This window comes from Pseudoalteromonas sp. PSi26 (genome assembly GCF_054960575.1).
The window spans coordinates 1-12,813 of record NZ_JBHNYT010000006.1 but is presented as its reverse complement, the minus strand read 5'-3'; the positions used below and the strand labels follow the sequence as shown (position 1 = coordinate 12,813).

The window sequence follows — 12,813 nt, the reverse complement described above, 5'->3', positions numbered from 1 at the left end:
TAGTACCGTCCTGAAGTTTTTAAAGTACCATCTCATTTTTTGCTACACCCGCTCATATGAGCATATTTTTTATTTTTATATCAGGATATTACAATGTCTAACATCGTATCAGGTACAGTTAAGTGGTTTAACGAGTCTAAAGGTTTTGGTTTCATCGAGCAAGAAAATGGCCCAGACGTTTTCGCACATTTCTCAGCAATCAAAAGCGAAGGTTTCAAAACTTTAGCTGAAGGCCAACGTGTAGAGTTTACTCTTTCACAAGGTCAAAAAGGTCCTCAAGCTGATAACATCACAGCTGTATAATTTTACTTTTTAAGTAAAATGAAAAAAAGCGCCTAGGGCGCTTTTTTTGTGCCTAAAATAAACCTAACTTATGTAACAACCCTACCTACTGCACACAAGCACAATTTAAGTGATTCTATTTCCCCCTAAACACCACTACTTTTTGGCAGAAATACGTGGCAATAAAATGTCGAAATAGCCAGTTTTAATGAATAATACCAACTCCCTTAATTAAGAGATCTTTTGAGGATGAAAAAGCGCGTGAAAGCTGCTCTAAAAGAGTTTTTTACGCAGATAACGATACGTTTTGCATTGCAGGTTGGTATAAAAGCGAAGAAGCTGACAAGTGCTTGCAGCGCTTATTAAAGTACTAATTAATACGATGAGGTAACAAACACTTGTTATTGGTTTTCAGCACAGGTAAACAATACAAATTAGAAGTTTGCTTATTTACCGTAAGGGCTTTTTTTAGTTTTGTTTATCTCTTTATGTGCTTTTTGCATTTTTTCTATAAGAACTGTATCTGTATCTTTATTTGCAGCTAAATAAGCAACCGTTGTTAGTGCATCTATTTTAAAAATAAACTTTAAGTGGCCAGGCTTAAGTTTGAAGTAATCACTGTATTGGAGCATGTAATGCGGGTCATCTAATATTAGATCTACTTTTTTCGCTAGTAGTAACTGATAAGAATGCTGTATATCTGAAGTTATAACGCCCTCAAACCCCATTTTTGTGAGAGTTTGTGTTGAAAAGTCGTTATGTTGCATAGCAATTTTGTAATTTTTTGCTTGGTTAATATTATTGATTACTATATCTGTTCTGTCTGATAGCCCAACAAACCCCATTTCAAAGCGACCAATTTCGCCTACCCACTGAAATTGATTTTCTCGTTCTGCTGTACGAGCAATACTGTATATAAACGTGTTTTTCTCCTCGCTTGCCATTTTATAAGCGCGAGCCCAAGGGTACATTTGTATGTCTGGTGTTAAACCGGCCTGTTTAAATATGTCCCTTATGTACTGTGTCCCTTTACCTTGAACTTCACCGTCTATTAAAAATTGATTAGGCGGTGCTAATTCTGTAACTACCAGTAACGGTTTTTCAGCTAAAGTAGAAAACGATAAAACAAGTATAAAAAGGTTCAGAATGTATTTCACAACAGCGAGTCATTATTGGATTAAAAACACTAACTTAAGTGTGGAACAAAATAGAATAATTACAAAAAAAAGTGATTAAAATAGAGCATTATAATGATTAAGTGGTAGTTAGGATAAGGTAAAAAGGGATAAGGTAAAGGATAAGGTAATTTACGGCTAAAACGATAAAAGGGCCTTGCGGCCCTTGGTGAAGTATCGTTCAAGTCAGATAGCACTTTAACCCCTTAAAGTACTAACTTCTTGTTTTGCAACACCGGTTCATCTCTTAAGTTTCTAAGCTAGCGAGAGGAAAAACCCAGCAATTGCTGCGCTCATAAGGTTAGCCATAGATCCTGCTAACACTGCTCTGAGCCCTAAGCGTGCGATATCCTTCCGCCTGCTAGGCGCCATACCGCCTAACCCACCTAGTAAAATGGCTATCGATGATAAGTTAGCGAATCCACACAAAGCAAACGTAACAATTGCTTGTGTGTGCGCACTTAACGTATCGCGATAATTTATAAAGTCTAAGTAAGCAACAAACTCGTTTACTACTATCTTTTGACCAATAAAACTGCCGGCTATAATTGCTTCATCCCACGGTACACCGAGTAACCATGCAACAGGAGCAAATACATAACCTAAAATTTCTTGTAGCGTTAATGTTGGATGATCAAACCATCCGCCCACACCACCTAATAAACCGTTTAAAAGCGCAATCAGTGCAACAAATGCCAGTAGCATTGCACCTACGTTTAGCGCTAAATGCATGCCATTTGCAGCGCCTGATGCTGCCGCATCAATTACATTTACCGGTTTATCGTCATCGTGTAAATCTAAATCAGCTAAGTTATCTTTAGGTGTTTCTGTTTCTGGCACAATCATTTTTGCCATTAAAAAACCACCCGGTGCCGCCATAAAGCTGGCTGCAATTAAGTACTTAAGCTCTACACCAATAATTACGTAACCCGCCATTACAGACCCAGCTACAGTGGCTAAGCCACCTACCATTACAGCAAACAACTCAGACTTGGTCATTGTTGCTATAAAAGGTTTAACAATTAACGGTGCTTCAGTTTGGCCAACAAAAATGTTTGCCGTTGCTGAAAGTGATTCTGTGCGCGAGGTTTTTAAAAGCTTTTGTAAACCACCGCCTAAAATCTTAATAATCCAATCCATAATGCCAATGTGATATAAAACAGCAACTAGCGCTGAGAAAAACACAATAACGGGCAAAACCTGAATTGCAAAAATAAAACCTAGCGTGTCTTGCGATGCCAGCGGGCCAAACAAAAAGCCAATCCCGTCATTCGCGTAGCCAATAACCGATGAAACGGCTGCTGACATACTTGCTAATACGTTTTTTCCTGCGTCAAAAAACAGAACAAAGCCGCCAATAACAACTTGCATTGCAAATGCTATAGCAACGGTTCTTAAATTAATTGCCTTGCGATTAGTTGACGCGGCAAAGGCAATACCCAGCAGCACACACATGCCTACTAAGCTCATAAATGTTGTCATACAAATGTTTCCCGTTGTTATTCTTGTAGTAAATATTTAATTTTACTTTTTATAATATCAATCGCAACGCGGTTCATGCCGCCTCGAGTCACTACTAAATCTGCATTATGCTTAGAAGGCTCAATAAATTGATAAAACATCGGTCTTACAGTTGCTTGATACTGTTCAACAACAGATTGTAACGTTCTGCCTCGCTGCTCCATATCACGTTGCATACGACGCATTAAGCAGATATCTAAAGGGGTATCTATAAATACCTTAATATCAAATTCTTTATTAAGCGCTTTGTCGCTCAGTAATAAAATACCTTCAACAATTAAAATTTTTGCAGCGGCTACACGTCGCGTTTTATCGCTGCGGGTATGCTGTGCATAATCATATGTTGGTACTTCTACTGAATTTCCGCTACGAAGTTGAGTTAAATGTTCAAGCATTAACTCATGTTCAAATGCATCAGGGTGATCGTAGTTCGTTTGCGTACGATGAGCCATCGGCAAATGCGACTGATCCTTGTAATAAGCATCTTCTTCAATAATGGCAATTGCGCCCGGTTCAAGCTCATTAACCAACTCGTTGTATATAGTTTGGCTAAAAAGAGATTTGCCCGACGCAGACGCGCCAGCAATAGCTATAATAGTTGTTCGTGTCACTAAAGTTCTCACCCACACAGAAGGATATATTGTTGGTAGATCACAATAGCAAAAAAGACACGATTAATCTCTTTTGCTTCGCTTAAGAACACAAATTTATAATGTTTAGGTTTTATGAAACAGGACTTTTGTCCTGTACGGAAAAATCGTTCAGCAGATAAAGTAACCACCTAGAAACAAAGTGAGGTCAAAATGGCAAGAGCAATTATCTTAATGGCAGATAGCCTAGGAATCGGTGCAGCACCAGATGCAGATAAATTTGGTGATCTTGGCGCCAATACTTTCGCTCACTTATTAAAAGCATATTACGACGAAACAGGCAGTGCACTTTCGCTTCCTAACCTATCAAAATTAGGTTTAGTCGATGCCTGTGAAGCCGCCGGTGGAGAAACGTGTTTAGTGTCAGACCGCCAAGCACCACAAGGTGCATGGGGTTACGCTAAAGAACTTTCTAGCGGAAAAGACACTCCATCAGGCCATTGGGAAATGGCTGGCGTACCTGTGTTATTTGATTGGGGATACTTCCCAAAAACACAGCCAAGTTTCCCACAAGAATTTGTAGACGAGTTTATAGCTCGTACAGGTATTCCTGGCATCTTAGGTAATTGCCATGCATCAGGAACAACCATATTAGAACAGCTAGGTGAAGAGCACGTAAAAACAGGTAAACCAATCTGTTACACCTCAGCTGATAGCGTGTTTCAAATAGCCGCGCATGAAGAGTCATTTGGCCTAGAGAAGCTTTATCAAGTTTGCGAAATCGCACGGGCGCTGCTTGATGAAATGAATATAGGGCGAGTGATTGCGCGGCCATTTTTGGGTTCAAATAGTCAAGACTTTGCACGAACAGGTAATCGTCGTGACTATTCAGTACTTCCGCCAGCACCAACATTGTTAGATGTACTAGCAAAAGACGGCGGCGAAGTAATTAGTATTGGTAAAATTTCAGACATATACGCGCATCAAGGCATAACCCAAAAGCACAAAGCACCAGGGCTTATGAACTTGCTTGAAAAAACCAGCGAGGTTATTTCAACAGCACCTGATCGCAGCTTAATTTTTACCAACTTGGTTGATTTTGATGAAAAATTTGGTCATCGCCGTAATCCTGTAGGTTACGCTAAAGCATTAAAAGAATTTGATGACTACTTACCAACTATACTAAACCAGTTAAATGCAGATGATGTATTAATGATCACTGCCGACCACGGATGTGACCCAACCTTTCCAGGTTCTGAGCACACGCGTGAATACGTACCTGTGATAGCGTATAAGCCTGGTATGGATAATACACCGCTAGGTGAACGAAACAGTTTTGCAGATATTGGTCAAACACTAGCACAGTGGTTTAACTTGTCTGAGCTTGAATATGGCGACAGCTTTTTAACTCAATTAAACGCGCAAAAATAAAAAGGAAACAACGAATGAGTACTCCTCATATAAATGCAAATGTTGGTGATTTCGCCGAAACAGTTTTAATGCCAGGCGATCCGCTACGTGCGCAATATATTGCTGAAAACTTTTTAGATGATGCGGTACAAGTAACGGGTGTACGCAACATGTTTGGCTTTACAGGTACTTACAAAGGTAAGCCAGTAAGCATTATGGGTTCAGGCATGGGTATTCCATCAATGTCTATTTACGCACGTGAGCTAATTGTTAGCTTTGGCGTAAAAAACATTATACGTATTGGTACATGTGGCGGTATTGGTACCGACATTAAAATCCGTGACGTAATTTTTGCACAAGGTGCAAGCACAGATTCAAACGTAAACCGTGCACGTGTTCGTGGTTACGACTTTTCTGCAATTGCAGACTTCGACCTACTGTTAAACGGCGTAAACGCCGCAAAAGAGCTAGGTATTAAAGCAAAAGTAGGTAACGTATTCACAACCGACACTTTCTATCAAGCAGACGACACTTTCTACAAAGATTTAGATAAGTTAGGCGTTCTTGCAGTAGATATGGAAACAGCCGGTTTATATGGCGTTGCAGCTGAATACGGCGCAAACGCAATGGCGTTATTCACCGTAAGTGACCACGTGATCACTGGCGAAGCAACACCTGCCGATGAGCGTCAAAGCACGTTTAACGAAATGGTTAAAATTGCATTAGAGTCTATCTAATCGATAAAACAGTTCCTTGGTAACGTATTCACTAAGTTTTGGAGACACGCCCAAAGTGAAGTGAGACTAACCTCCAAAGCCGCATTTTATGCGGCTTTTTTTATGCCTTAATAATTATAAAATCATGAGTACCAGACTCAAAAAGCGCAGCGACTCTTAACCTCTTTGTGAATCATTGGCTCTAAAACCGTATTGCACAAAGAGAACAGAATAAGAAGAAAATGAGTAGCCAAATAAACAGGGTAGAGCTTTGTCTTGTAGACGCACGCTAGAGGCGTAGCTTCTTATTACTTAAGAATAGATATGACCACAGAGCGCACCGAGGCGCTTCGCGCTACACAGAGTTAAAAGCATTTTTTAGTCACTACTCCTCGTCTTCTCCTTCACTTCTCGGTGGTGAAATAATCATTTTTATAGCATAAGTAATATGTTGCTTTAAACGAAAGCAAAGTGCTTCTGCAGGCTACATTCAGCCACTGCTTTTGAAATCTTAATGCACAAAGAGAAGCGAATGAGGAGTAAATGAGTAGCTAAAATAAATTGGCTAGGGCTTTGTTTTGTAGACGTAGAGCTTGCTCACGTTAGAAGCGCAGCTTCTTATTACTTAAAAAAGGTATCACCACAGAGTGCACCGAGGCGCTTCGCGCTACACAGAGTTAAAAGCATTTTTTAGTCACTACTCCTGATCTTCTCCTTCACTTCTCGGTGGTGAAATAATCACTTTTATAGCAGTTGCTATTAAACGAAAGTAAAGCGAGTCTGTAGGCTACATTCAGCCACTGCTTTTGAAATCTTAATGCACAAAGATAAGCGAATGAGGAGTAAATGAGAAGACAAAGTGAACAGGTCATAGTTTAGCTTTGATTTGTAGACATAGAGCTTGCTTACGTTAGAAGCGTAGCTTCTTGTTACTTAAAAAAAGGTATCACCACCGAGCGTATCGAGGCGCTTCGCGCTACACCGAGAAAAAAGAGTAACAATTAGTCACGGCTTCCGTCCTTTCCTTCTTGGAGGTGAAGCAATCACTTTTCATACCATCATTAAAAATTATGTGTTTAACAAAATTATTTTAAAAGCTGGGTTAAACTCAAGCTAAACTTCGCTATGAAAGCCAAGGTCATTTATTTAATTGCTACCCGAAAACGTTAAAATTTGCTATGTTGCAATACAATACACGCTTAGTGTTTTTATTAGGAAAGTTATGAAATCGTTATCTATTTTTTTTGCTTTATTTACCTTTACGCTAGCTTTAAATAGTTATGCCACAGAGCCCACTAACGAACAGCAAAAAGCGGACGAAAAAGTAAACACACTTGAATACAAAGCCCCTGAGCTTAAAAAACCGGTTGTTGACCCAACCAAACCAGACGACTCAAAAGTGTTAGGCGATGAAACACCTAAGCCCGTTGAAAAGCCTAAAAATAAAATAGAAAAGGCAGCAGCCGTAGCCGAAGCAGAAAAAGCAGTAGCCCAAGCAAAAGAGGCCTTAACAGCTAAACAGCAAGCTAAAGCCAAGCAATCACGCGAATCACTAGCTGTGGTTGAACAACTTATAAAAGCCTATAACGCGCGCAACATTGAAGAGTTTATTCGTGTTTACGATGAAGATGTAGAGTTTTATATTTTCCCCAATGAGCTATTATTTAAAGGAAAAGAAAAACTAATTGCACGTTATGGTTTGATGTTTAAAAAGCTAAAGTGTATCCACTCATCGCCAATTAAACGCATAGTACACGGTGATATAGTAATAGACCATGAGCTATCAGAAACCTGTTCAGCAGACGAAAACGTAATAGATAAACGCTCAGAGCTTGTATCGAGCTATCAAATTAAAAACGGAAAAATAATCCGCGTATTATTTTTTCGTTAAGGATTATTATGCAAATTACTGACGACAAAAAACTTCGCTTAATGTACAGAGTAGAGCCCGGTTGTTTAGGCCCTGAAGGCGCAGAATATATTGAAGATTTTTGTCGTTATGCCAACAAGCATATTAAGTCACCGTACTACGCACAATTTGTCTTTTTACCGCGTTACGATAAACAAAAAGACGAACGCCAATACAGCGTAAAAAACCGTAACCTATCGCAATTGCAGGTTAAAAAGTACTTTAGTTATTTTGAAATCGATATGGATGGCTTTGAAGAGCAACTCGACGAGTTACTCACCAAAGCAATCGACTTGTACTTTAAACGCTAACACCTAAAGCTCCGAACAAAATTAAAGCGGCCAAAGGTATACTTAGCACGTATGCTTTATACCCAAAGCCTGCTCACGTAATCCTTTATCAAATTACTTAGCCAGCCCCTATCTCTAAAAGCGCGGCATACCTTAGCATTGTTTTGTATACGTAGAGCTTGCTCACGTTAGAAGCGCAGCTTCTTGTTTCAGATAAAATATTAAATCACTTTGTCCCAGCCTCTAAAAGCGCAGCGTCTCTAAACCTCTTTGTGAATAATGGGCTTTAAAACAGTAATACACAAAGAGAAGCGAATGAGAATAAAATGAGAAGGCAAAGTAAATAGGGTAGAGTTTTGTTATGTAGACGTAGAGCTTGCTAACGTTAGAAGTGAAGCTTCTTATTACTTAAAATTAGATATGACCACAGAGTGCACCGAGGCGCTTCGCGCTACACAGAGTTAAAAAATATTGGTTAGTCACTGCTCCTGTTTTTCTCATTCACTTCTCGGTGGTAAAACAATCACTTTTATAGCATAACTAAAACGCTTCTACAGGCTGTATTTAGCGACGGCATTGTGAATATGGGCTTTAAAACAGTAATACACAAAGAGAAGCGAATGAGGAGTAAATGAGAAAACAAAGTGAACAGGTCATAGTTTAGCTTTATTTTGTAGACGTAGAGCTTGCTCACGTTAGAAGCGTAGCTTCTTGTTTCAGATAAAATATTAAATTACTTAGTTCCTAACTCTAAAAGCGCAGCGCCTCTTAACCTCTTTGTGAATAATAATCTTTTAAAACCTTAATACACAAAGCATAGGACTTTATTACAGCCATAAAAAAAGAGCTTTCGCTCTTTTTTACAAACTATATAAGCAAGCTAAACTTACTCGCCCGCCACAATAGTATTAAAACTATTATTATCGTGCAGGCTTGCAAATGCACTTTCGTGAAGTAACTCATTACGTAAGTTAGGTGAATACTCAAGTGCCATTTTTATATCGGCCAGCGCATCGGCGTGCTCGTGTATTAACGCAAACGCACACGCACGTTGCCAATACGCATAACCATAATCGCTATCTATATCAATTGCTTGGTTACATAAATCAATAGCTTTGGCGGTTTGATTAATTTCAAGCAGGGCATCAGCCTTGTAGGCAATAGCTTCAACGTCTTCAGGTTTACGTTTTAAAATTTCATCAAAAATCTCGATCTTATTAGCATAATCACTTTCTAAATTTGCGCGCATCCACAACGAATGAACCTCATTTGTAATCGATATACGTTCTTGGTTGCTAAGTATTTCTTCAGAACGAACGCGCAGCTTTTCTTCCAGAATTTTTAATCGGTCTTCGTATTCGTCGGTAATAACACTCACGCGAGTATTTACAATGTCTTCTACTTTGTTTTTAACATCGCGCAGCGAGTTCCAGCCAACAAGTACCAAAATAGATGCCGTGGCGGTAATAATAAAAAACACATTATTTATTGTATCGGTGGTGTAAGTAAGGGCTCTGTCGGCCGTGTCTAATTGCGCGTGCGTAACTTGCTTAGTTACATCTTCACGTAGTTTTTGCTGATCTTGGCGAACCGCTTTTAGCTCATCTAAAATGTAACGTTCCATAAGCGGTTTATACATAGGCTCTTTAAGTTGTTCGAGCGCTTGCTGTTCTTGTTGCTTTGAGGGGGCTTCTGTTTGTTGCTCAGCGGCAATAGCCGACTCTGAAAACAAAGTAAAACAAATACATAGTAAATAAAAGTAATAACGCATCAACATGCCCAAATAAAATAATTAATTGCAAAAATAATATTAACACGCACAATCTAAACTCACTAGGGCAGGTTTTGTTTTGAGGGCGAGTTTACGGCACATTATAAATTATTATTATGAAAGCATTGTGTAGTGGTAAATTTTAGGCAAAAAAAACCAGCTCTGGGTGAGCTGGTTAAAACTGCTAAAACGTCAAAGGTTAGGGAAAACTTAACTAACGTTAGCTAATTATGATCAACTAACATAAAACTGATAAATTTAGTTTATAAAGTAAAGGTGTATTGGGCTTAGTAATACACCTTTAACATTATAACTACAATTTCATGGCGAAGGGGGGTATTCCTATGTGCGCTATGGAAAACCAAAGCCACTTTCAAACCCTTCACTTACCATTACGCCGCTACTTTTTAATTCGATCATCGTTATTTAAAAAAAGATCAAAATATTAAAACCCACTTGTTTGCAGCACTAACTCAAGCCTCTATTCACCAGAGCTTGTTTTTTGAGTATCAATCAAAAATACAAATCGCTCCAATCGTTTTAAATACGGTGCATTTGTTGGTATAGCTCAAAAAATAAGCCTATATTGGTAATTCAAAATAAGTACAAGTATATAAATAATTGATTAAGCAACATTTGCATGAATTAAAAATAGTAATACCTAAACAAATTGACCATTGCTTACGTATTTTATTTTACACCAAGAGGATTGAAAAATGAGCAACTCTAGCGCCGGAAAATGTCCAGTAATGCATGGCAGCAATACACAAACAGCTGGCCAAAACACAGATTGGTGGCCAAACGCACTTAATTTCGACATTCTACATCAACACGATACAAAAAGTTCTCCTTACGGCAGCGACTTTAACTACGCTGAAGCGTTCAAATCTCTAGACCTAGAAGCCGTAAAAACTGACTTAAAAAACTTAATGACCCAAAGCCAAGATTGGTGGCCAGCCGACTGGGGTCACTATGGTGGTTTAATGATCCGCATGGCATGGCACTCGGCAGGTTCGTACCGTTTATCTGACGGACGTGGCGGCGGTGGCACGGCAAATCAACGCTTTGCCCCTTTAAACTCATGGCCCGATAACGCCAATCTCGACAAAGCGCGCCGCTTACTTTGGCCAATTAAAAAGAAATACGGTAACAAACTCTCGTGGGCCGATCTAATTATTTTAGCGGGCAACATGGCGTACGAATCAATGGGCTTAAAAACCTTTGGGTTTGCCGGTGGCCGTGAAGACATTTGGCACCCAGAAAAAGACGTATACTGGGGCGCCGAAAAAGAATGGTTAGCACCAAGCGACGAACGCTACCAAAATGTTGATAAACCCGACACAATGGAAAACCCGTTAGCGTCTGTTCAAATGGGCCTAATTTACGTAAACCCAGAAGGGGTAAACGGTAAACCCGATCCGCTTAAAACCGCAGCACAAGTTCGCGAAACGTTTGCCCGCATGGCAATGGACGACGAAGAAACGGCAGCGCTTACCGTAGGTGGTCACACAGTAGGTAAAACACACGGTAACGGGAAAGAGTCAAACCTTGGTCCAGAGCCCGAGGCGGCTGATATTTCAGAGCAAGGCATGGGGTGGAGCAACCACAAAACACGGGGCATTGGCCGCGATACAATGACATCGGGCATTGAAGGTGCGTGGACCACACACCCAACAAAATGGGATAACGGCTACTGTGACCTTCTTTTAAACTACGAATGGGAACTGACAAAAAGCCCTGCAGGCGCTCACCAATGGGAACCTGTAAACATTAAAGAAGAAGACAAACCGGTCGATGTAGAAGACCCATCAATTCGCTTAAACCCAATTATGACCGATGCCGACATGGCCATGAAAATGGACCCAGCGTACCGTAAAATAATTGAGCGTTTTCATAACGACTTTGAATACTTTTCAGACGTGTTTGCACGCGCATGGTTTAAACTTACGCACCGCGATTTAGGGCCAAAAGCGCGCTACTTAGGTGCCGATGTACCAAGCGAAGACTTAATTTGGCAAGACCCAATTCCAAGCGTTGATTACACCCTAACAGATACCGAAATTGCCGATTTAAAAGTAACACTTCTTAATTGTGGCGTAAGTGCCAGCGATTTAATTAACACCGCATGGGACAGTGCGCGTACGTACCGAGGCTCTGATCACCGAGGTGGCGCAAACGGTGCACGCATTCGTTTAGCACCACAAAAAGAGTGGCAAGGCAATGAACCAGAGCGCTTAGCAAGTGTGTTAGCAGCGCTTGAAAAAGTACAAGCCGGTTTAAGTAAACCTGTTAGCATGGCCGATTTAATTGTACTTGGCGGCACTGCTGCGGTTGAACAAGCAGCTAAAAATGCAGGGGTAGAGGTTAACGTACCGTTTGCGCCAGGGCGCGGCGATGCAACCGACGACATGACCGATGCCGAATCGTTCGACGTACTTGAACCGATTCACGACGGTTTTAGAAACTGGCTGAAAAAAGATTACGTGGTATCTGCTGAAGAGCTATTACTTGAGCGTAGCCAACTAATGGGGTTAACCGCCCCTGAAATGTCGGTGCTTATTGGTGGTATGCGAATGCTTGGCACAAACCATGGCGGCACACAACACGGTGTATTTACAAATAACGTAGGAACGTTAAGTAACGACTTTTTTGTAAACCTAACCGACATGGCAAACCGCTGGGAGCCAACAGGTAATGGCCTTTACAACATTGTTGACCGCGCAAGCGGTGCAACTAAATGGACCGCAACACGCGTAGATTTAGTATTTGGGTCAAACTCAATTTTACGCGCATTGGCAGAGTTTTATGCACAAGACGATAATAAAACCCGTTTTGTTCACGACTTTGTAAATGCATGGGTAAAAGTAATGAACGCCGACAGGTTTGATATTTAATAAACCTAAGAAACAGTTAAAAAGGAGCAGCAATGCTCCTTTTTTGTTTTTAAAAACTGAGCTTTTAAATCTTAATGCACAAAGAGAAGTGAATGAGGAGTAAATGAGAAGAGCAAAACCAATCCTAAATTTGGTTTTTACACGCCGAGTTTGCTCATGCAACTATGTCAGTTCAATAAGCTCTACCTCTAAAGCGCAGCGTCTCTTAACCTCTTTGTGAATCATTGGCTTTTAAAATTGTATTGCACAAAGAGA

Annotated in this window: 10 protein-coding genes; 6 read left to right on the top strand and 4 right to left on the bottom strand. The window is 40.2% G+C overall.

Translation table 11 applies throughout. From position 1 onward, the window contains the following. Positions 1 to 93 precede the first annotated feature (93 nt). Entirely contained in the window at positions 94 to 303 is a 210-nt protein-coding gene (locus ACFI34_RS07810) for a cold-shock protein (RefSeq protein WP_002959120.1), read from the top strand. A 425-nt stretch (positions 304 to 728) separates the two neighbouring features. On the opposite strand, the gene ACFI34_RS07805 is transcribed toward ACFI34_RS07810, so the two are convergent. From ACFI34_RS07805 to udk, 3 genes are all read right to left on the bottom strand, one after another. Further along, the gene (locus tag ACFI34_RS07805; protein ID WP_462673067.1) at positions 729 to 1,439 is read right to left on the bottom strand and encodes a substrate-binding periplasmic protein; all 711 of its coding nucleotides are present in this window, start codon (positions 1,437 to 1,439) and stop codon (positions 729 to 731) included. 273 nt (positions 1,440 to 1,712) lie between these two features. Beyond that, positions 1,713 to 2,939 (bottom strand): NupC/NupG family nucleoside CNT transporter, encoded by a 1,227-nt coding sequence (locus ACFI34_RS07800; protein WP_462673066.1) that lies wholly within the window; start codon positions 2,937 to 2,939, stop codon positions 1,713 to 1,715. 17 nt (positions 2,940 to 2,956) lie between these two features. Next, positions 2,957 to 3,589 carry a uridine kinase gene (gene udk, locus ACFI34_RS07795; RefSeq protein ID WP_006794607.1) on the bottom strand — a complete coding sequence of 211 codons (633 nt, stop codon included), beginning with the start codon at positions 3,587 to 3,589 and terminating at the stop codon, positions 2,957 to 2,959. A 192-nt stretch (positions 3,590 to 3,781) separates the two neighbouring features. On the opposite strand from udk, the gene ACFI34_RS07790 reads away from it, so the two are divergent. The 4 genes from ACFI34_RS07790 to ACFI34_RS07775 all read left to right on the top strand — a co-directional run bounded on the left by ACFI34_RS07790 (position 3,782) and on the right by ACFI34_RS07775 (position 7,914). Continuing rightward, positions 3,782 to 4,999 (top strand): phosphopentomutase, encoded by a 1,218-nt coding sequence (locus tag ACFI34_RS07790; protein ID WP_462673065.1) that lies wholly within the window; start codon positions 3,782 to 3,784, stop codon positions 4,997 to 4,999. Between the two features lie 14 nt (positions 5,000 to 5,013). After that, positions 5,014 to 5,715, top strand: coding sequence for a purine-nucleoside phosphorylase (deoD, locus tag ACFI34_RS07785; protein ID WP_006794609.1), 702 nt, complete (start codon positions 5,014 to 5,016; stop codon positions 5,713 to 5,715). Positions 5,716 to 6,916: 1,201 nt separating this feature from the next. Continuing rightward, positions 6,917 to 7,585: a nuclear transport factor 2 family protein gene (locus ACFI34_RS07780; RefSeq protein ID WP_462673064.1), complete on the top strand. Its 669-nt coding sequence runs from the start codon at positions 6,917 to 6,919 to the stop codon at positions 7,583 to 7,585. 8 nt (positions 7,586 to 7,593) lie between these two features. Beyond that, entirely contained in the window at positions 7,594 to 7,914 is a 321-nt protein-coding gene (locus ACFI34_RS07775) for a hypothetical protein (protein ID WP_410899142.1), read from the top strand. Between the two features lie 865 nt (positions 7,915 to 8,779). On the opposite strand, the gene ACFI34_RS07770 is transcribed toward ACFI34_RS07775, so the two are convergent. After that, on the bottom strand, positions 8,780 to 9,664 hold the full coding sequence (locus tag ACFI34_RS07770) for a tetratricopeptide repeat protein (RefSeq protein WP_462673063.1): 885 nt from the start codon (positions 9,662 to 9,664) through the stop codon (positions 8,780 to 8,782). A 716-nt stretch (positions 9,665 to 10,380) separates the two neighbouring features. Here ACFI34_RS07770 and katG point away from each other — a divergent pair. Then, entirely contained in the window at positions 10,381 to 12,558 is a 2,178-nt protein-coding gene (katG, locus tag ACFI34_RS07765; protein ID WP_462673062.1) for a catalase/peroxidase HPI, read from the top strand. Positions 12,559 to 12,813 lie beyond the last annotated feature (255 nt).